The organism is Pseudomonas sp. S5F11, from assembly GCF_019641515.1.
GTDB lineage: Bacteria > Pseudomonadota > Gammaproteobacteria > Pseudomonadales > Pseudomonadaceae > Aquipseudomonas > Aquipseudomonas rhodesiae.
Genome location: NZ_JAIFJZ010000001.1, coordinates 2,006,156 through 2,025,434 on the forward strand (window position 1 = coordinate 2,006,156; position 19,279 = coordinate 2,025,434).

Below are 19,279 nucleotides of genomic sequence, written 5' to 3' on the forward strand. Positions count from 1 at the left end.
CGCGTCAGCGCTTGTCGGACGTGCGCATTTTCTGCGGCAGGCCCCACATCAGCAACGCAGCGGCGATCAACGCACACACGCCGATCACATACAGCGCCGGCGTGGTGGTGCCGGTGATGTCCTTGATGCGACCCACCATCACCGGGCTGACGATCCCACCCAGTTGCCCCAGCGTGTTGATCAGCGCAATCCCGCCCGCCGCGCCCGCCCCGGCACCGGCCAGCAGTTTGGGCGGCAAGGTCCAGAACGTTGGGATCGAGGCAATGATGCCGGCGCCCAAAAGGCCCAACGCGATAATTAGAAACACCTGCTGATCATCGAAGATGCCCGCGCAGAAAAACCCGACCGCGCCCATGACCACCAAGCCGCTAACGAACTTGCGCCGTTCGCCTGTGGCATCCGACCACCGCCCCACCACCACCATGGTGATAGCCCCGCAGATATACGGAATGGCGGTCAGCAGACCGATCACCACCGCGCTTTCGATACCCGCGCTGCGGATCAATTGCGGCGCCCAGAAGTTGAGGCCGTAGGACGCCACCTGGATCAGGAAGTAAATCAGTCCCAACATCAGAAATCCGGGAATCCGCAAGGCTTGCAGCAGCGAGCCTTTCTTGTGCACTTCGTGCACCGCGATGCGGCTGGCCAGCAGGGTTTTCTCTTCGGCGCTGAGCCAGGGCGCGTCCTCGATGCGGTCCTTGAATTGGGTGAGTACCATCCAGGCCAGCCCCACGCACGGCAGACCGCCGAGCAGGAACAGCCAGTGCCAGCCGCGCATTTGCAGCACGCCGTCCATATGCTCCAGCACCAGGCCGGAGAACGGCGCGCCTACCAGCCCGGAAAAGGCCGAGGCGAGAAACAGCATCGAGGTGATGCGCCCACGGAAGTCCTGGGGAAACCACAAGGTCAGGTAATACAGCACGCCAGGGGCAAACCCCGCCTCCATGGCCCCGATCAGAAAGCGCAGGGCGTAGAACTGCCACTCGGCCGTGACGAACACCATGGCCGCCGTGGCCAGGCCCCAGGACACCATGATCCGCGCGATCCAGCGGCGCGCGCCGACCCGGTACAGCATCATGTTGCTCGGCACCTCGAAGATCACGTAGCCGATCACGAACAGCCCCGCGCCCAGACCGTAGGCGGTGTTACTAAGGCCCAGGTCGGCCTGCAGCTGGAACTTGGCGAAGCTGATATTGATGCGATCGAAAAAGGCGAACAGATAGCACACCATGATCAGCGGCATCAGGCGCCACGCAACCTTGTGAACCACCGCTTTGACCGGATCGACATCACCGACCGGGCGCGCGCCGGTCTCTACTGTATTGGTGCTCATTGTTTTCTCCCAGCGGATCGCTCTACGGCGTCCGATTGTTTTTGTTGTCTGGTGTAGCGTTACAACGCGGCGGTGTACGCCGGTGGTGGATGCAGGTCGCAATTACGCCCAGCCTTGACCACCTGGCCGGGCAATTCGTGACCCAGCAGCGCCGGCAAGCGCCGGGACAACTGCAACAGTTGCGGCAGGTCGATACCGGTGTGAATGCCCACTTCATCACACAGGTTGACCAAATCTTCAGTGCAGATATTGCCCGACGCCCCCGGCGCAAACGGGCAGCCGCCCAGGCCGCCGAGCGCTGCATCGAAGCGGCGCGCGCCGGCGTCATAGGCCGCCAGCACATTGCACAGGCCCAAGCCGCGGGTGTTATGAAAATGCAGGGTCAGATCCCGCGCAGAAACCCGCTGCAACACGCGTTTGACCAGGCGCGTCACCTGACGCGGGTTGGCCATGCCGGTGGTGTCGGCCAGGCTAATGCCCTGGATACCCAGCGCCTGGTACGCCTCGACAATCTGCAGCACCCGGTCTTCGTCGATCTTGCCTTCGAACGGGCATCCAAAGGTGGTGGCGATGCTGCCGTTGAGACGTACCGGATGCTCGGCGGCGAACCGCGCGACATCGGCGAACGCCGCCAAGGACGCTTCGCAGCGCATGCGCATATTGGCCAGGTTGTGGGTTTGGCTGGCGGACATCACCAGGTTCAATTCGTCGGCGCGGGATTCGATAGCACGCTGAGCCCCCTTGAGGTTGGGGATCAGCGCCACGTAGATCACCCCCGGCCGACGTTCGATGCCCTGGAACACCTGCTCGCCGTCGCGCAGCGCCGGGATGGCCTTGGGCGACACGAACGAGCCGGCTTCGATGCGGGAAAAACCGGCGAGGGACAACTGATCGATCAAGGCAATCTTATCGGCGGTCTCGACCCAGGTCGGCTCGATCTGCAGGCCATCGCGCGGCGACACTTCCTGCACGATCAACGGGTCGTCATAACGCTGGATCATTGCACCACCCCCGAAGCTCTCAAGCGTTGGATATCAGGACCACCCAAGCCCAGGTTGCCGAGGATTTCGTCGGTGTGCTGACCCAGCGCGGGCCCCTGCCAATTCACGCCGCCGGGGGTTTGCGAGAGCTTGGGCACGATGCCTGGCATCTTCACCGACACACCGCCGGGCAACTGGGCATCGAGCAGCATGTCGCGGGCCTGGTAGTGCGGATCACTGACGATATCCGCCACTGAATAAATGCGACCGGCCGGCACTTCGGCAGCCTCCAGGGCGCTGAGCACGCGGTCGATGGGCTGGCTGCTGGTCCAGTGAGTAATGGCCGCGTCCAGCACGGCGCTTTGGGCGGCGCGGCCGTCGTTGTGGGCAAGTTCGGGCGCGTCGGCCAGGTCGGAGCGGCCGATGGCGTGCATCAGACGCCTGTAGATCGGGTCGCTGTTGCCGGCGATCACCACGTAGGCACCGTCGGCGGTCGGGTAGGTATTGGATGGCGCGATGCCGGGCAACGCACCGCCGCTGCGCTCGCGCACATGGCCGAGCATGTCGTATTCCGGCACCAGGCTTTCCATCACGTTGAACACGCTTTCAGCCAGGGACACATCGACGATCTGCCCCTCGCCCTGGCCGGTCTTGACCCGCAGCAATGACATCAACGCGCCGATCACTCCATGCAACGAGGCCAGGGAATCGCCGAGGCTTACCCCGACCCGCGCCGGAGGCGATTCCGGGTTGCCGGTGGTGTAGCGAATGCCGCCCATGGCCTCGCCGATGGCACCAAAACCCGGACGATCACGGTACGGTCCGGTCTGGCCGTAGCCGGAGATGCGCACCAGGGTCAGCTTAGGGTTCAGCGCGTGCAGCACCTCCCAGCCCAGGCCGAGTTTTTCCAGGCCGCCGGGGCGCAGGTTTTCGATTAGGACGTCGGCATCGCCGAGCAGTTGCTTGATCAGGTCCAGGCCTTCACTGGACTTGAGGTCCAGGGCCAGGGATTTCTTGTTGCGCGATTGCAGGTACCACCACAGCGAAGTGCCCTCGTGCAGCTTTCGCCATTTGCGAAGCGGATCGCCCTGCCCCATGGATTCGATCTTGATCACATCGGCGCCAAATTCTGCCATCAGCCGTGCGGCAAACGGCGCTGCGATCAGCGTGCCGATCTCGATCACCTTGATTCCGCTTAGTGGAGCCGTCATCGGGAGTCCCTCTTATTCTTGGAATAGTGACCAAGGCTAGAGGACCGCCGCGGGAGAAATCCAACCGTCAGTTGGCAAGGAGCGTTCGTTAAACGCGAACGCTCAGGGATTTTTCCGTAGGACCAGGCTGTCAGGCCGCTCCAGGGAAGGCACTGAGAGACTCAGGTAGTCGAACAGTAAACGGCTGACGGGCGACAACTGTGTTTCATCACGTACGACCAGGATCAGACTGCGGTCCGACCAGGCGTCCGTCAGCGCCACGGCGTGCAGGCCCAGCGGGCGACCGAACAGCTCATAGGCTTTGCGCGGCAGGATGCCGATGCCCATCTTGGCCTGGACCATGCGACACATCGCATCGAACCCCGGCACATGAATGCGCAGGCGCAGCATCTGGCCAGCCTCGCGCGCGGCTGCATGGGTGCGCATGTTGATCGAGCTGGCGGCGTGCAGGCCGATGTGATCGCTGCCCAGGGTGTCGGCGAACGCCAGGGCCGGCCGGGCCGCGAGCGGATGATCGGCCGGCATCAGCACCACCAGTTTGTCGTGGCGATAGGTCACGCTGGGCAGGCCCTTGGTGTCGGTGTCGCAGGAGCAGATCCCCAGGTCCGCCACCCCGTCCAGTACACCCTGCACTACGCCGTTGCTGGGGCGCTCTTCCAGATCGGTTTTGACTTCGGGATGCAGCTCGGAAAAATCCCGCAGGTCTTCGGGCAGGAACTGAATGATCGCGGACAGATTGGCCAGCATCCGCACATAACCGCGCACACCATGGCTGTGTTCGCCCAGCTCCAGGCCCATTTTTTCGACGTTGAACAGCATCCTGCGTGCATGGTGTAGCAGGGTCTCGCCGGCTGCCGTCAGCTCCATGCCTTTGGCCCGGCGCACAAACAGGCTGACTCCGAGCACCTGCTCCAATTCCATCAAGCGTTTGCTGGCGGCGGACACTGCGATGGCTTCACGGGTGGCGGCGCGGGTCAGCGTGCCCTCTTCGAACACCGCGACGAATAGTTGCAGGGTGATCAAGTCCAGGCGCCGCACCAGGCTCTTGTGCAACATCACACACGCTCGCTGGCCAGACGCTGGATCTGGGCCTGTTCCACCACTGCCTGCGGCGCGCCATGGCGTACCGCCGCCAGCATCCCACGCCCCACCGACTCGGTGCTCACTACCCATTCGGGTTTTATCCGACGCACCAACGAAAGCAACGGCCCGAACAGCCTGTAGAACGCCTGATACAGCGGCGTCTTGGAACGCACGCCATGCAACGGCTGAATCACCCCGGGGCGGAACAGGTAGACCGCCTTGAACGGCAAGCGCAGCAGAGCATTCTCGGTCTTGCCCTTGACCCGCGCCCACATCGACTTGCCCTTCTCGGTACTGTCGGTGCCGGCGCCGGACACGTAGATAAACGTCATCTGCGGATTGAGCCGCGCCAGGGTACTGGCGGCGACGAGGGTCAGGTCGTAAGTCAGATGGGTGTAGCGCGCTTCACTCATGCCCGCCGAAGAAACACCCAGGCAGAAGAAACACGCATCGAAGCCCTGCAACAGATTTTCCAACGGCTGGAAATCCAGCATATCGGCGTGCAACACCTGATGCAGCTTGCCATGCACCTGAGGCAGCGGCGTACGGCCAACCGCGACGACCTCCTGCACATCCGCCGCCAGCAGGCACTCGCGCAACACGCCCTGGCCGACCATGCCAGTGGCGCCAAATAACAGAACTCTCATAAGGTTTACCTTCAAAGGCCCGCCATGAACGGCATCCTGAAGACAAATACACTACCAGCTTGTGGCGTCCCCGCTGTAGCTCCACGGCCAAACAACAATAAGGAAGCTTGCCATTGAAAAGCACCACCACCCTTGCGCTCGCCTGCAGTGCCGCTTTCCTCGCCCAAGTTGGCATCAGCAGCTACTTGCCGGCGGTTCCGGCCATCGCCCTTGCTCTGCCCGCCGCCGAGGATCGAGTGGCTCTGGCGCTGGCGGTGTATTTGGTAGGCATGGCGCTGCCGATGTTGCTGTGGGGCAGCCTGGGTGAGCGGTTTGGCCGTAAGCCGGTGCTGCTGGCGGCGCTCGCGCTGTATGGGTTGGCCAGCGCGACCATTCCATCAGCGTTCAACGTTGAAGTGTTTTTGACCTTGCGTCTGATTCAGGGCTTTGGCGCGGGCGGTGTATCGGTGATGGCGAGGGTTCTGGTACGGGACAGTTTCAGCGGCGCGCTTCTGGCCAAGGGGTTGTCGTGGCTGGGGATGACGTTTGTCATCGCACTGGGCATCGGCCAGTTTGCGGGATCTAGGGTGCAACTGGCGTTTGGCTGGGAGGCAATTTTCTATGGCCTAGCCATCGGCTCAGCCCTCTTGATGATGGTCTTGCAACGTGTGACGTTTCCTAAATTATTGAAAGCCGATTCCTCGCTCCCCCATGGCGCATTTACGCCACGATTGCGCGGCACCCACCCTTCTTGCATGCCGCGCTGCTCGGCGGTTTGGGTTACGGGGTGATCATCGCGTTCAATACTTGCGCTCCGCTAATCCTGCAGGGGCATTTTCAGTGGAGCGCGGCGCAATACGGTTGGCTGGGTTGGCCGATCAGCGGGGCGTATCTGGCAGGCGCCTTGATGGTCAATCGCTTCGTGGCACGCACGGGGCGATTGACCATGATGAGTTGGGGGGTTGCGCTGGTGCTATTGGGTAGCGCCGTGATGTTGCTGGGCAGTGTGTTTGCGAGTGGGCTTGCCGTGCTGCTGTGGCTGCCGTATTGCGTGGCCGTTCTGGGCCAGTCAATGAGCTACCCCATCAGCCTGTCACTGGCCAACGATGGGGCGCCCATTAGCGGCTCGTACGCCATGGCCTTGAGTGGTTTTACCCATCAGTTGATGGCGGCCATGATCGGTGGCGTGGCGAGCCTGCTGGTCACTCAGCAGGCATCGCCTCTGGCGCTTCTGTGCGTGGCATTAGCGGGCGGCGCGTGGATCTGCGTCGCCCGTTGCAAGGCAGATCAAAACGCGCTGCGAAAGATCTCCTCAATCTGACGCTGATCGGCCCGGCGTGGGTTGGTCAGCCCGCAGGCGTCCTTAAGTGCGTTGGTGGCCAGCAGGGGAATGTCCTGCAACTTGGCGCCCAGTTCGCGCAGGCCGGCGGGGATTTCCACGTCGTGGGCCAGGCTGCGGATGGCGGCGATGGCGAGTTGGGCGCCCTCTTCGTCACTGGCGCCTTGGGTATCGGCGCCCAGGGCGCGGCCGACGTCGCTCAGGCGCTTGGCGCTGACGCTGGCATTGAAGCTTTGTACGTGAGGCAGCAATACCGCGTTGCACACGCCGTGGGGCAGATCGTAGAAACCGCCCAACTGGTGCGCCATGGCGTGCACGAAGCCCAGGGACGCGTTGTTGAAGGCCATGCCGGCGAGGAACTGCGCGTAGGCCATGTTCTCCCGCGCAACTTTGTCGCTGCCGTCACGTACGGCCAGGCGCAGGTTGGCGCTGATCAGTTCAATGGCCTTGATCGCGCAAGCGTCGGTGATCGGCGTGGCGGCGGTGGACACGTAGGCTTCGATGGCGTGGGTCAGGGCGTCCATGCCGGTGGCGGCAGTGAGGCCCTTGGGCATGCCGACCATCAGCGATGGGTCGTTGACCGACAGCAGCGGGGTAACGTTACGGTCGACAATGGCCATTTTCACGTGGCGGGTTTCGTCGGTGATGATGCAGAACCGGGTCATTTCGCTGGCGGTGCCGGCGGTGGTGTTGATGGCCACCAGCGGCAGTTGCGGTTTGCTGGATCGGTCGACACCTTCGTAGTCGCCGATATGCCCACCGTTGGTGGCGCACAGTGCAATGCCCTTGGCGCAGTCATGGGGCGAGCCGCCGCCCAGGGACACCACAAAGTCGCAAGCGCTGCGCTGCAACAGTGCCAGGCCTTTCTCGACGTTTTCCACATTGGGGTTGGGTTTGGCGCCGTCGTATATCACCGAGTCGATGTCCTGCATCGCCAGTTTCTCGGCGATCATCGCGGCCACGCCGGCCTTGGCAAGCCCTGCGTCGGTGACGATCAGGGCCTTGCGAAAACCATAGTTGCGAATGGCATTCATGGCTTCGTCGAGGCAATCGGTGCCCATGATGTTGACGGCGGGAATAAAGAAAGTGCTGCTCATGGCGAATCCTCGGATGACGTTATAGGTACAGCATCAACCTCAGCCGCCTGGCGCACCTTGATCAAGATCAACGCCGGCTCGTGATAAAGTCACCGCCCAGCCGATTTCGAGTAGACCCGCCGCAATGAAGGATTTCCAGGATATTGACGCCCACCTTGAAGACTGGAGCGCGCTGCGTAGCACCCACGACTTCAGCGCGATACTGATCGGCAACGGCGCCAGCCGGGCGATCTGGGAAGACTTTGCCTACGACTCACTGTTCGAAAACGCCCGCACCGTCGAAGAAAAACCCTTGAGCGCCTCCGAACTCAGTGTGTTTGATGCGTTACAGACCCGCAGCTTCGAGCAAGCCCTGGGCGCGTTGAAAACCACCAGCCGGGTCAACAAAGCGCTGGCAGTCAGCTCAGCCGCGCCACGCAATCGCTATTACGCGATCAAGGAAGCGCTGATCAATACCATCCACGCCGTGCATATCCCATGGCGCCTGGTGCAGCCCTCGACCCTGGCGGCGATCAATGGCGAGCTGGCCCGCTACCCCACGGTGTTCACCAGCAATTACGATTTGCTCAACTATTGGGCGATCCTGCACTCCCCGGGCATTGATGACCTGTTTCGCGGCGCCGAAGCTTGCTTCGATCTACGTGACACCCGCACCGACGCCACGCGTATCCTCTACCTGCATGGCGGCCTGCATCTGGTGCGCAACCTCGACGGCACCGCGCGCAAACTGCCGAGTACCGACAGCACCCTGCTCAGCAGTTTCGCGATCAACAACACCCTCAAGACCCTGGACGATGTGCCGCTGTTCGTCAGCGAAGGCAGCGTTCAGGAGAAGCTCAAGACCATCCGCAGTTCGGATTACCTGTCGTACTGTTACGCGCAACTGCTCAACCATCAGGGTGCGTTGTGCGTCTTCGGCCACGAGCTGGGCACGCAGGACAGCCACCTGGTGGACGCGATTCGCCACGCTCGCCCCAGCACATTGGCGATCTCGGTGTCGGGGCGCAGTGAGGGGTTCATTCGTCAGCAGAAGCGCCGGTATTCGCAGTTGTTCGACGGCACTGGAGTCGCGCTGAAGTTCTTTGCGGCGCGCACCCATGCATTGGGTAACTCGGCGTTGTCGGTCCCCGTGGAGACATAGATATCCTAAAGCGGCTCTATAGCGCTGTGGTGAACGGGCTTGCCTCGCGCAGGGCAAGCCTGCTCACCACTAAAACCGCATTTTTCAGGTGATGTTTTCACCGAAGAGATGTAGATACCCATGCCTCCGATAGCGGCGTATCAGTTACCCATGAGCTGACTGACACAGGTCTCTACACACATCTCAAAGGCTGATGCGTAACGCCGTGGTGAGCAGGCTTGCCCTGCGCTGGGCTGTGGAGCAGCCCCACTCCAGACAAAGTGGTTTTACCTGGCAGGCGCTTGGCTTGGGAGCCGTTTCGCGGTCCCGCGCGGGACAACCTGCTTACTGCAAGAACCTCACTCATCAGTACTGTGAACCACCACCAACAGCTGCGCCTGCACCGGCCCCAGCGAGCGGATGCGGTGCGGCTTCTGCGCGTTGAAATGCAGCGCATCGCCGCGCTCGAGGGTCACGCGTTCGGTCATGAAATCCACTTCCACCTGGCCTTCGTGCACGAACAGAAACTCTTCCCCCACGTGTTCCTTGAAGGTCTTGTCGGAGAACTCTGCGGGCGGGTAGATGATAAAGGGCAACAGGCTGCGTTCGCTGACCTGATGGGCAAGCACGGCATAGCCCGGCGAGGTGTCGGGGCGCTCATGGCTGCGCACCAGGCTGTAGCTGTCGAGACTTGCGCGTTCCTCGCTGAACAACTCCTCGACGTTCACGTTGAGGGCCTTGGCCAATTTCAGCGCGGCGGCGATGGATGGCGTGTTGAGCCCGCGTTCCACCTTGGACAGGTAACTTTTGGTCATCCCGGACTTTTCCGCCAGGGTCTCCAAAGTAACGCCAAGTTTTTTTCTCAATAATTTCAAACGGATAGACATGCGCTGCGATTAATCCATGCAGGAAACGATGAGCCGTGCTTGCCAATGACACTTTGTGTCATATAGCATCTTTAGTGTCATTTGCGTTCACCCAACGACCTTGCGAGCAGCGGGAGACCAGCAAATCCGACGTCCATTGCAACCCTCAAAGGACACCGATATGGCCAAGACATTAGCGCTCCCCAAAGACCAACTGGTCAAGCATGCACTGACCCAGATGCAAAACACCCTGGCGGATAATACGTGGACCGACCGGCAAAAGCTGGCGCTCACTTGTCGCATCCTGTTCGACCATGGCCACGACTCCGGCCTGGCCGGGCAGATCACCGCACGCGGGCCAATGCCAGGCACCTATTACACCCAGCCGTTAGGCCTGGGGTTTGACGAAATCACCGCCAGCAACCTACTGCTGGTCAACGAAGACCTGGAAGTGCTGGAAGGCCACGGCATTCCCAACCCGGCCAACCGCTTTCATACCTGGGTATACCGTGGCCGCCCGGATGTGAATTGCATCATCCACACCCACCCTACCCATGTCGCCGCGCTGTCGATGCTAGAAGTGCCGTTGCAGGTCTCGCACATGGACCTCTGCCCGCTGTACGACGACTGCGCATTCCTGCAAACCTGGCCGGGTGTGCCGGTGGGCAATGAGGAAGGGGCAATCATCACCACGGCCCTGGGGGACAAACGCGCGATTCTGCTCTCGCACCACGGCCAGTTGTCGACCGGGGCAGCCATCGAGGAGGCCTGCGTGATCGCGCAGTTGATCGAACGCGCGGCCAGGTTGCAGTTGCTGGCAATGGCGGCCGGGACGATCCAACCGATCTTGCCGGAACTGGGGCGCGAGGCCCATGACTGGATCTCCAAACCCAAGCGCCACGGCGCCGCGTTCAACTACTACGCACGGCAGACCCTGCGCCAGCACGTCGATTGCCTGAACTGAAGCCCCCCCTTTTTGACCGGAGAATTCCCATGTCCAGCCTCAACATTCACGGCATCATCGGCTACACCATCACCCCGTTCAGTGCCGATGGGCAACGCATCGACTTCGACGCGCTCGGCCGCTCCATCGACCGCTTGATCGCCGGCGGTGTGCATGCCATCGCGCCCTTGGGCAGCACCGGAGAAGGCGCGTATCTGAGCGACACCGAGTGGGACGAAGTCAGCGCCTACAGCCTGGAAAAAGTCGGCAAACGCGTGCCGACCATCGTCAGCGTGTCCGACCTGACCACCGCCAAAGCCGTGCGCCGCGCGCGCTACGCCGAAGCTCATGGCGCCGACGTCGTGATGGTGCTGCCTGCCTCCTACTGGAAACTCAGCGAAGCCGAAATCCTCGCCCACTACGCCGCGATCGGCGCCAGCATCGGCGTGCCCATCATGCTCTACAACAACCCGGCCACTAGCGGTACGGACATGTCGGTGGACTTGATCCTGCGTATCGTGGAACAGGTCGACAACGTGACCATGGTCAAGGAGAGCACCGGCGATATCCAGCGCATGCACCAGTTGCGTCGTCGCAGCGATGTGCCGTTCTACAACGGCTGTAACCCACTGGCGCTGGAAGCCTTCGTGGCCGGCGCCAAGGGCTGGTGCACGGCGGCGCCGAACCTGATCCCAGCGCTGAACCTGGCGTTGTATGACGCGGTGCTGGCCAATGACCTGAGCCAGGCGCAGGCCCTGTTCTATCAACAGTTGCCGCTGCTGGACTTCATCCTCAAGGGCGGGCTGCCGGCGACGATCAAGGCGGGCTTGGGCTTGACCGGTTTGGAGGTGGGAGACCCGCGGTTACCGGTGTTCCCGCTGGGCGATACCGCACGCAATCAACTCAAGGGCTTGCTGGAAGCCCTTTGAATGAAAACGCCCCGGTTCCTGCGAGCCGGGGCGTTGGCTTTACCTCTGCAAACATCAGGTCTTGTCCTTGATCGTGGTGCTTGGGCCATTGCTCTTGACGCTGGCAATACCCTGGTCCCGCGCTGCTTCTGAAGAGTACTGCTCACTGGTGCCAATCACTTGGTGATTGGCCGCCTTAAGGTTGAAGTACGGCTTACCGTTCTGGGCCAGTTTTCGCTCATAGCGCTCGTCATGCGGGCTGTTGGTCTGCACGGAAGCGATGCCGTTTTCTGCAGCGCTGCGGGTGGCGTAAAGCTCGCTGGTCAAAATGGTTTCTGCGTTCGCCGCCTTCAGCACAAAACGAAACTGCCCGTTGCTGCTTTTACTCAACTCATACCATCCAGCCATGATTGTGTTCCTTCGAAGTGGGATTTCGTTTACCAGCTCGTAGGATTAAAGGCTAAGCACCCCGTATTGCCAGCCTGAACAGGCGTCCGGTATTTACCTGGAGACAAATGACAATAGTTCTCGATATCATTCGCGACGTTTTCCACAGCCTACGTCGTCAAGAAGGATATCCATGTCTCGTCCCAAGCCCGACCCGCTGTCGGCCGATGCCTTTCGCGGGTTTTATGCAGACATTCTGCATTTCCTGCGCAAGCGCACCGACAACGTCAGCGACGCGGCGGACATGACTCAGGACGTGTTCACCCAATGGCTGGATTACCGCGACCGAGCCAAGGTCGAGCAGCCTCGGGCGTTTCTGTTCCAGATGGCGCGCAACCTGCTGCGTGACCACTGGCGCAAACAAAAGGTGCGCCAGAGCGTGCATGGCGAACAAGCCGACAAGCCCTGCGAGCCACTCACCGACGAGCAAAACGAACCCATGGCCGCCGCCCTGCGCCTGCAACGCCTGGAACAGTTGAAAGAAGTCCTCGCCGAACTCTCGCCCCGCCGACGAGAAGCCCTTATGCTGCACCGCTTCGAAGGCCTGAGCCAGGCGCAGATCGCTGAGCGCATGGGCATTTCGACCAGCATGGTGGAAAAGCACATTGCCTTTGCCCTGCTGCATTGCAAGCGACGCCTTCAACACGACCCCGGCACGGAGCAGCCAGAATGAACCGCCTGAGCGACACCGACAGCCTGGATATCGAAGCCAGCGATTCCATCGATGCCCAAGCCGCCAGTTGGTTTGCACGCAACCGTGAGGACACCGGCCGTGCCGACCGCAAGGCCTTCGCGGCCTGGTACGCGGTGCCGGCCCACGCCCGTGCTTATGCCGAGTTCGAACAATTGTGGGCCGACCTGGCCCAATTGCAGCAACTGAACAAACCCGTGGCGCTGGCGCCCCGTAAGTCGTCCCCGTGGCGTCCGGCGCTGGCGGTGGCCGCCGCCGTGTTGTGCGCGGTGATGGCGACGCACCTCGGCACGCCCCGCGAGCTGTATCACACCCAGGTGGCGGCCCAAGCCAAAGGCACGCGCACCCTGAACCTGCCGGATGGCAGCACGCTGTACGTGAACGCTAACACCCGCCTGCGCGTGGACTTCAGCGCCCACCAGCGCATCGTGCACTTGGATCAGGGCCAGCTGTATATCGAAGTGGCCGCCGACAAGGAACGGCCATTGTTCGTGCAGGCGGGGGAAGCCCGCGTGCGGGTGGTCGGCACCGGTTTCGATGTGCGCCGCAGCCCGCAACAACTGGTGGTCAGCGTTGCCCACGGTCAGGTCGCGTTCGAACCCACGGCCAGAAGCCCGGTCGCCATGCTCGGGGCGCAGCAACGCGCCGGTTACAACTACGCCAAAGGCACGCTGGTGCAATCCTCCCTCACCGACGAAACGGTGGCAGATTGGCGCAGCGGGCACCTGGCGTTTCGCAATCGCGAGCTGGCCAGCCTGATCGACGAAGTGAGCCTGTACCGCCCTCAGGCACCGTTGCAGGTCAGTCAGGCGGTGGCGCAGTTGAAGGTATCGGGCAACCTGGATGTGAATGACCCCGATGCGCTGCTCAACGCCCTGCCCGCGCTGCTGCCGGTGAAAACCGTGACGCTGGCCGACGGCGCGATCAGGATCGAACCGAACCGTTAACCCGCCGAGCGCCATACTTGAGAATATTTTGCATTCGCATGTGTGGATTTTTTCCGCAGCCCCGTCTTCCTCCCGTCTGCGTTTGATACGCACGCCTTTTTGGCCATTTAGCCACCCTGGGGGATTTCATGTTTCGCGCGCCTTGCCTTGCTCTGCCGTTGTTTCGACCGACCCTTGCCGTCACCTGCCTGGCATTCAGCCTCGGCGCCCAGGCCGAATCGTTCACCCTGCATCTGCCCGCCCAGCCATTGGCCGCGTCCCTGAGCCAAGTGGCGCAGCAGACCAAAATCCAGTTGCTGTTCGACGAGGCCCAGCTCAAGAACGTACAGGCGCCGGCACTCAACGGTGACTACAGCGCAGAGACGGCAATCCGCAACTTGCTGTCCAATGGCGAGTTCATCCTGATCAAAGTCGGCAGCACTTACGTGGTCAAACCCGAAGAGGCCAGGACCACCACCAGCGGCGCGATCCAGCTGGAAGCCCTGAGCGTGATCGGCACCGGCAATGAAGTCGACTCCAGCACCGTCGGCCGCTCCACCTTGAGCCAGGCCGATATCGAGCGCTACCAAGCCAATAACATTCCCAGCCTGCTGCAGACCCTGCCCGGGGTCAGCCAGGGTGGCTCGCTCAAACCCGGTGGCCAGACCATCAACATTCGCGGTTTCGGCGATGCCGAAGACGTGCCGCTCACCGTCGACGGCGCCACCAAGAGCGGCTTCGAACGCTACCAACAGGGCACGGTGTTTATCGAGCCCGAGCTGATCAAGAGCATCGAAGTAGAGAAAGGCCCCAACTCGCCCTTCACCGGCAACGGCGGCTTTGGCGGCACGGTCAACATGACCACCAAGGACGCCCCGGACTTGTTGCAAGACGGCCGCAACAGCGGCGCGATGCTCAAGTACGGTTACTCCAGTAACGACCACGAGCAGGTCTACAGCAGCGCCGTGTTCGGTCGCACCGACGACGGTCGTTTCGACGCCCTGGCCTACCTGACCAAGCGCGATGGCGACGACATGAAGGTTGCAGGTAAGTTGCCCAACGAAAATAACCAGTACCCGATCAACCCCCAGCGCCTGCCCAACTCTGCCCAGAACGTCGACGGGCAGTTGTTCAAGGTCAATGCGCACTTCACCGATGAACACAGCGTCGGCCTGTCCTACTCGCGTTCCCATAGCGATCGCTGGACGCCCTTTTCCGCCGCCAGCTACCCCACGCCACCGACCCAGGCCAATATCGACCGCTACGGCTACGAAGGCGCTTTGAAGCGTTTCCTGGCCAACCGCGATACGGTCGACACCACTTGGTCCGGCAAGTACGAATACCAGCCCCTGGATAACCCGCTGGTGGATCTGACCGTTAAATATTCGCAGTCCGACACCGAGCAAACCGACGAGCGCACCGCCACGGCGTTTTTCCAACTGGCCAGCGGCGGGCGCCGGATGGACACCGCCTACACCGACAAAAACCTCGACATCCGCAACGTCAGCCTGTTCGACACCGGGCCGCTGCAGCACGCGGTCACCGTCGGCACGCAGATCCGCAAACACACGCGGGAAACCGAGATGTGGATGCCTGGCGCCACCTACAACACGCCGCGCTACAACTACGGGCATTTCCAGCCGGGCTTCATGCCCCACGGCAAGGTCGATACCAACAGTTTCTTCATTCAGGATGCGGTGACCCTGGGCGACGTGACGGTCACTCCGTCCTTGCGCTACGACCATGTGCGCAACCGTGGCGAGGCCAACGATGCGCCGTACTACAGCAACCCCAACCCGGCAGTCGGCCATGACTACAGCGACCGCACCTACACCGGCTGGTCGCCCCGTCTGGCGCTGTTCTGGACCGTCACCCCGCAGGTCGGGCTGTTCGCCAACTGGAGTCAGACCTGGCGCGCCCCGGTGATCGACGAACAATATGAAGTGCAGGGCGTGGGCAGTCGCACCGCCACCAGCGTCGATCTGGACCCGGAACGCATCACGTCGATCACCGTGGGCAACATCACCAGTTTCGATAACCTGATCGCCCAGGACGACAGCCTGCAAGTGCGTACCACGCTGTTCCACAACAAAGTCGAAGACGAAATCTTCAAGGCCACCGGCGTCGGCTGCCAGAACCAGGCAATCAATGGCGGCACGATTTCCACGGCCTGCCCGCCGGGGCCGATGTCCAACTACCGCAATATCGGCGGCGTGACCATCAAGGGTTTCGAGGTGGAATCGTTCTATAACTCCACGTACCTGTTCGGTTCGGTGTCCTACGCCTACACCACCGGCCAGCATGAAGGCGCCTACACCAACCCTTGGGGGCCGAACGTATCGGCGCGGGACATCCCGCCGACCAAATGGGTACTGGTGCTCGGCACCCATATTCCGGCGTGGGATGCCCAAGTGGGATGGATGGGCCAGTTCATCGGCGCCACCGACCGCCTGCCCAGCGACAAATACTCCGGCGGCCCCGGCAGCAGCGTCGGCGATACCTTTTACGACCAATACAACAACAAGCGCTACAACACCCAGGGCCTGTTCGCCAAATGGAAACCGCAGCAGGCTTACCTCAAGGGCACCGAAGTCAACTTCACCCTCGACAATATGTTCAACAATAACTACCGCCCGGCCCTGAGCGGCGATCGGGCCTACACCAAGGGCCGCGATGCGAAGATCAGCGTCACGCGTTTTTTCTGAACAACTGTACGGATAAATCCGCACGCAGCTGTAGGCCCGTGATCGGCGGGGGTTGTGGCTAGATGGGCATTCCATGAAGCCCTCTGAATTCCGGCCCCCCTTATGAGTTCGCGCGAAAACACCGGCATGGCCCTCGGCCTGCTGGGCGTCATCATCTTCAGCCTGACCCTGCCCTTCACCCGCATCGTGGTGCAGGACATCCACCCGTTGCTCAACGGCCTGGGTCGCGCGTTATTCGCTGCGGTGCCGGCGGCAGCGCTGTTGCTGTGGCGCCGCGAGCGTTGGCCCACTTGGCGTCAAGTGCGCGGCCTTTGCCTGGTGATCGCCGGGGTGATCCTGGGTTTTCCGGTGTTGTCGGCCTGGGCCATGCAAACCTTACCGGCGTCCCACGGTGCGCTGGTCAACGGTTTGCAACCCTTGTGCGTGGCGCTGTATGCGGCGTGGCTGTCCCATGAACGACCGTCCAAAGCCTTCTGGGCCTGCGCGGCGCTGGGCAGTGGGCTGGTGCTCAGCTATGCGCTGATTACCGGCGCCGGCAGTATTCAAGCCGGCGACCTGCTGATGCTCGGCGCCATTGCCGTGGGCGGCTTGGGATATGCCGAAGGCGGCCGATTGGCCAAGGAGATGGGCGGCTGGCAGGTGATCTGCTGGGCATTGGTGCTGTCGACACCGTTGCTGATCGGCCCGGTGTGGTACCTGGCGGCGCAGCATCAGGGCGCGATCTCGGCGCGCACCTGGTGGGCGTTCGGCTATGTGTCGCTGTTCTCGCAGTTCCTCGGTTTCTTCGCCTGGTACGCCGGGCTGGCCATGGGCGGCATCGCACGGGTCAGCCAAATTCAACTGCTGCAGATCTTCTTCACCATTGCGTTCTCGGCGCTGTTCTTCGGCGAACAGATCGAGCCGATTACGTGGGTGTTCGCCTGCGGGGTGATCGTGACGGTGATGCTGGGGCGCAAGACAGCGGTGCAGCCTGCGCCAGTGCCCAAGCCCAGCGCAGTTTAACGGCGGGTGCCCAGGTAACCATCCGCGCGCAGCAGGGTTTCCAGGCAGTGTTCGGTGATGTGGTAGTACGCCTTGAGGGCCTGGATTTTCTCCAGTAACGAGGCGTTATCCACCGGCTCGGCGCGTTTGACCGCCAGGATCATCTTGTTCTTGTTGGTGTGTTCCAACGAGATGAACTCGAACACTTTGGTCTCGTAACCACAGGCTTCGAGGAACAGCGCACGCAGGCTGTCGGTAACCATTTCCGCCTGCTGGCCCAGGTGCAGACCGTATTGCAGCATCGGCTTGAGCAGCGCCGGGCTCTGGATCTGCAGGCGGATCTGCTTATGGCAGCACGGCGAGCACATGATGATCGATGCGCCGGAACGGATGCCGGTGTGGATCGCATAGTCAGTGGCGATGTCGCAGGCGTGCAGCGCGATCATCACGTCCAGCTCGCTGGGCGCCACGCTGCGCACATCGCCGCATTTGAACACCAGCCCGGGATGTTCCAGGCGTGCAGCGGCGCTGTTGCACAGGGTCACCATATCTTCGCGCAGTTCGACGCCGGTGACCTGGGCTTCAGCATTGAGGGTATTGCGCAGGTAATCGTGGATGGCAAACGTCAGGTAGCCCTTGCCCGAACCGAAATCGGCGACCCGCACCGGCTGATCGAGTTTCAGCGGCGACGAGGTCAGCGCATGGCTGAACACCTCGATGAATTTGTTGATCTGCTTCCACTTGCGCGACATCGATGGGATCAGCGCCTGCTTGGCATCGGTCACGCCCAGGTCGGCCAGAAACGGCCGGCTCAGGTCGAGAAAGCGATTTTTTTCGCGGTTATGCTCGGCCGACGGCGCCTCACGCAGTTGCTGCGGCTTGCTCTTGAACAGCGAACTTTTGTTCTTCTTGCTGTACTCCAGCTGGGCTTCGTCGGTCAGCGCCAGCAAGTGCGCGTTCTTGAACGACGTCGGCAACAGTGCGGCAATTGCCGCGACGCCTTCGGCTACGGGCAGGTTCTTGGTGATGTCGCGGGTTTTGTAGCGGTACACAAAGGACAGGCACGCCTGCTCCTTGACAGTCACCGGTTTGATAATCAGCCGTTGCAGCTCGGCTTCGTCACCGACGTACTTGGCCAGCACCAGCTTGATAAAGGCATTGTGCGCGAGGCTTTCGCCGAGCAGTTCGATGAACTGGGCGTGATGATCCGGCGCAGGGCGGGCGGGTTGAGCGGTGACGGACATGAACAAAAACGCCTCGGGCTGGGAATGCCGGGCATTTTAGGGGGGATGGAGGCTCAGGGCACGGAGTTATTTGATCAACGGTACTGCACTTGAACACTGCTGGGGCTAAATGTGGGAGGGGACAATCCCCCTCCCACACTTTTTGATCGCGGTGTTTGGGCTACTCAAGTACCACCAGGCGATTGGGCAGTTCATTGCGCGCCTGGGTCACCGGCACATGCACCTTGAGCAACTCGCCACAGGCTTCGATGCAGGTAATGAACCCGGCCAGGGTCTGGCCTTGTTTGACCTGCTGGGTGAAGGCTTGGACGATGGCGTCCCAACGGCTGTCGTCCAGGCGCTTGGAAATGCCTTCATCCACCAGGATTTCCACGTAGCGCTCAGCCTCGCTGACAAAAATCAGCACCCCGGTACTGCCCACTGTGTGGTGCAGGTTCTGCTCCAGAAACTGCCGACGCGCCAGGTTGGACGCGCGCCAATGCCGCACTGAGCGTGGGATCAGGCGCGTGGTGACTTTGGGCAAGCGAAACACCAGGCACAGCACAATGAACGTCGCCCACTGCGCCAACAGCAAGGTGTACATGGTCAGGTAGCCGGACAGGTAATGCACCACGCCCGGCACCACCAGAGCGATCAGGCTGGCCCACAACAACGGGATATACGCGTAGTCATCGGCACGGGCGGCCAGTACCGTCACCAGCTCGGCGTCGGTCTGCTGCTCGACCCGGGCGATCGCTTCGGCGACCTGGCGTTGTTCGTGTTCACTCAGTAGTGCCATG

General features: G+C 61.8%; 17 protein-coding genes and 1 pseudogene. 8 read left to right on the plus strand and 10 right to left on the minus strand.

Annotated features, from left to right (window positions below; genetic code table 11):
* Positions 1-4 precede the first annotated feature (4 nt).
* From K1567_RS08890 to K1567_RS08910, 5 genes are all read right to left on the minus strand, one after another.
* The gene (locus K1567_RS08890; RefSeq protein ID WP_034096360.1) at positions 5-1,333 is read right to left on the minus strand and encodes an MFS transporter; all 1,329 of its coding nucleotides are present in this window, start codon (positions 1,331-1,333) and stop codon (positions 5-7) included.
* A gap of 59 nt (positions 1,334-1,392) precedes the next feature.
* Complete coding sequence (locus tag K1567_RS08895) at positions 1,393-2,334, minus strand: hydroxymethylglutaryl-CoA lyase (protein ID WP_220698385.1); 942 nt, start codon at positions 2,332-2,334, stop codon at positions 1,393-1,395.
* A complete protein-coding gene (locus tag K1567_RS08900) occupies positions 2,331-3,524 on the minus strand; it encodes a CaiB/BaiF CoA-transferase family protein (protein ID WP_034096358.1) in 1,194 nt (397 codons plus the stop codon). Before K1567_RS08900 ends, K1567_RS08895 begins: the two co-directional genes overlap by 4 nt.
* 102 nt (positions 3,525-3,626) lie before the next feature.
* Complete coding sequence (locus K1567_RS08905) at positions 3,627-4,580, minus strand: LysR family transcriptional regulator (protein WP_034096357.1); 954 nt, start codon at positions 4,578-4,580, stop codon at positions 3,627-3,629.
* On the minus strand, positions 4,580-5,254 hold the full coding sequence (locus K1567_RS08910) for an NAD(P)H-binding protein (protein WP_034112366.1): 675 nt from the start codon (positions 5,252-5,254) through the stop codon (positions 4,580-4,582). Before K1567_RS08910 ends, K1567_RS08905 begins: the two co-directional genes overlap by 1 nt.
* 113 nt (positions 5,255-5,367) lie before the next feature.
* Between K1567_RS08910 and K1567_RS08915 the strand changes: the two are divergent.
* A pseudogene (locus tag K1567_RS08915) lies at positions 5,368-6,554 on the plus strand (MFS transporter).
* On the opposite strand, the gene yiaY reads toward K1567_RS08915, so the two are convergent.
* Positions 6,521-7,669, minus strand: coding sequence for an L-threonine dehydrogenase (gene yiaY, locus K1567_RS08920; RefSeq protein WP_040267558.1), 1,149 nt, complete (start codon positions 7,667-7,669; stop codon positions 6,521-6,523). The pseudogene K1567_RS08915 and the gene yiaY sit on opposite strands and share 34 nt — an antisense overlap.
* 124 nt (positions 7,670-7,793) lie before the next feature.
* On the opposite strand from yiaY, the gene K1567_RS08925 reads away from it, so the two are divergent.
* Positions 7,794-8,810, plus strand: a complete 1,017-nt coding sequence (locus tag K1567_RS08925; RefSeq protein WP_220698386.1) for a DUF4917 family protein — start codon at positions 7,794-7,796, stop codon at positions 8,808-8,810.
* 338 nt (positions 8,811-9,148) lie between these two features.
* On the opposite strand, the gene K1567_RS08930 is transcribed toward K1567_RS08925, so the two are convergent.
* Positions 9,149-9,676 carry a helix-turn-helix domain-containing protein gene (locus K1567_RS08930; protein ID WP_034096352.1) on the minus strand — a complete coding sequence of 176 codons (528 nt, stop codon included), beginning with the start codon at positions 9,674-9,676 and terminating at the stop codon, positions 9,149-9,151.
* A gap of 160 nt (positions 9,677-9,836) precedes the next feature.
* Here K1567_RS08930 and K1567_RS08935 point away from each other — a divergent pair, with 160 nt between their 5' ends.
* Positions 9,837-10,619, plus strand: a complete 783-nt coding sequence (locus K1567_RS08935; protein ID WP_034096351.1) for an aldolase — start codon at positions 9,837-9,839, stop codon at positions 10,617-10,619.
* A 29-nt stretch (positions 10,620-10,648) separates the two neighbouring features.
* Positions 10,649-11,527, plus strand: coding sequence for a dihydrodipicolinate synthase family protein (locus K1567_RS08940; RefSeq protein WP_034096350.1), 879 nt, complete (start codon positions 10,649-10,651; stop codon positions 11,525-11,527).
* 54 nt (positions 11,528-11,581) lie between these two features.
* Here K1567_RS08940 and K1567_RS08945 read toward each other — a convergent pair whose 3' ends face one another.
* Positions 11,582-11,914 carry a YegP family protein gene (locus tag K1567_RS08945; protein WP_034096349.1) on the minus strand — a complete coding sequence of 111 codons (333 nt, stop codon included), beginning with the start codon at positions 11,912-11,914 and terminating at the stop codon, positions 11,582-11,584.
* A gap of 172 nt (positions 11,915-12,086) precedes the next feature.
* Between K1567_RS08945 and K1567_RS08950 the strand changes: the two genes are divergently transcribed.
* From K1567_RS08950 to K1567_RS08965, 4 genes are all read left to right on the plus strand, one after another.
* Positions 12,087-12,626 (plus strand): RNA polymerase sigma factor, encoded by a 540-nt coding sequence (locus K1567_RS08950; protein WP_094064690.1) that lies wholly within the window; start codon positions 12,087-12,089, stop codon positions 12,624-12,626.
* Complete coding sequence (locus K1567_RS08955; protein WP_034096347.1) at positions 12,623-13,591, plus strand: FecR domain-containing protein; 969 nt, start codon at positions 12,623-12,625, stop codon at positions 13,589-13,591. Before K1567_RS08950 ends, K1567_RS08955 begins: the two co-directional genes overlap by 4 nt.
* A 128-nt stretch (positions 13,592-13,719) precedes the next feature.
* Positions 13,720-16,275 carry a TonB-dependent receptor gene (locus K1567_RS08960; protein ID WP_220698387.1) on the plus strand — a complete coding sequence of 852 codons (2,556 nt, stop codon included), beginning with the start codon at positions 13,720-13,722 and terminating at the stop codon, positions 16,273-16,275.
* Between the two features lie 102 nt (positions 16,276-16,377).
* Positions 16,378-17,277, plus strand: a complete 900-nt coding sequence (locus K1567_RS08965; RefSeq protein WP_034096345.1) for a DMT family transporter — start codon at positions 16,378-16,380, stop codon at positions 17,275-17,277.
* On the opposite strand, the gene K1567_RS08970 is transcribed toward K1567_RS08965, so the two are convergent.
* Both K1567_RS08970 and K1567_RS08975 read right to left on the minus strand, forming a co-directional pair.
* Complete coding sequence (locus tag K1567_RS08970; protein WP_034096344.1) at positions 17,274-18,500, minus strand: SAM-dependent methyltransferase; 1,227 nt, start codon at positions 18,498-18,500, stop codon at positions 17,274-17,276. The genes K1567_RS08965 and K1567_RS08970 overlap by 4 nt on opposite strands.
* 160 nt (positions 18,501-18,660) lie before the next feature.
* A complete protein-coding gene (locus K1567_RS08975; RefSeq protein WP_034112348.1) occupies positions 18,661-19,278 on the minus strand; it encodes a TPM domain-containing protein in 618 nt (205 codons plus the stop codon).
* Position 19,279 lies beyond the last annotated feature (1 nt).

Bases quoted from the DNA above. Each gene is read 5' to 3' on its own strand.
- K1567_RS08890 (WP_034096360.1), bottom strand. From the start codon at position 1,333: ATGAGCACCAATACAGTAGAGACCGGCGCGCGCCCGGTCGGTGATGTC.
- K1567_RS08895 (WP_220698385.1), bottom strand. From the start codon at position 2,334: ATGATCCAGCGTTATGACGACCCGTTGATCGTGCAGGAAGTGTCGCCG.
- K1567_RS08900 (WP_034096358.1), bottom strand. From the start codon at position 3,524: ATGACGGCTCCACTAAGCGGAATCAAGGTGATCGAGATCGGCACGCTG.
- K1567_RS08905 (WP_034096357.1), bottom strand. From the start codon at position 4,580: ATGTTGCACAAGAGCCTGGTGCGGCGCCTGGACTTGATCACCCTGCAA.
- K1567_RS08910 (WP_034112366.1), bottom strand. From the start codon at position 5,254: ATGAGAGTTCTGTTATTTGGCGCCACTGGCATGGTCGGCCAGGGCGTG.
- yiaY (WP_040267558.1), bottom strand. From the start codon at position 7,669: ATGAGCAGCACTTTCTTTATTCCCGCCGTCAACATCATGGGCACCGAT.
- K1567_RS08925 (WP_220698386.1), top strand. From the start codon at position 7,794: ATGAAGGATTTCCAGGATATTGACGCCCACCTTGAAGACTGGAGCGCG.
- K1567_RS08930 (WP_034096352.1), bottom strand. From the start codon at position 9,676: ATGTCTATCCGTTTGAAATTATTGAGAAAAAAACTTGGCGTTACTTTG.
- K1567_RS08935 (WP_034096351.1), top strand. From the start codon at position 9,837: ATGGCCAAGACATTAGCGCTCCCCAAAGACCAACTGGTCAAGCATGCA.
- K1567_RS08940 (WP_034096350.1), top strand. From the start codon at position 10,649: ATGTCCAGCCTCAACATTCACGGCATCATCGGCTACACCATCACCCCG.
- K1567_RS08945 (WP_034096349.1), bottom strand. From the start codon at position 11,914: ATGGCTGGATGGTATGAGTTGAGTAAAAGCAGCAACGGGCAGTTTCGT.
- K1567_RS08950 (WP_094064690.1), top strand. From the start codon at position 12,087: ATGTCTCGTCCCAAGCCCGACCCGCTGTCGGCCGATGCCTTTCGCGGG.
- K1567_RS08955 (WP_034096347.1), top strand. From the start codon at position 12,623: ATGAACCGCCTGAGCGACACCGACAGCCTGGATATCGAAGCCAGCGAT.
- K1567_RS08960 (WP_220698387.1), top strand. From the start codon at position 13,720: ATGTTTCGCGCGCCTTGCCTTGCTCTGCCGTTGTTTCGACCGACCCTT.
- K1567_RS08965 (WP_034096345.1), top strand. From the start codon at position 16,378: ATGAGTTCGCGCGAAAACACCGGCATGGCCCTCGGCCTGCTGGGCGTC.
- K1567_RS08970 (WP_034096344.1), bottom strand. From the start codon at position 18,500: ATGTCCGTCACCGCTCAACCCGCCCGCCCTGCGCCGGATCATCACGCC.
- K1567_RS08975 (WP_034112348.1), bottom strand. From the start codon at position 19,278: ATGGCACTACTGAGTGAACACGAACAACGCCAGGTCGCCGAAGCGATC.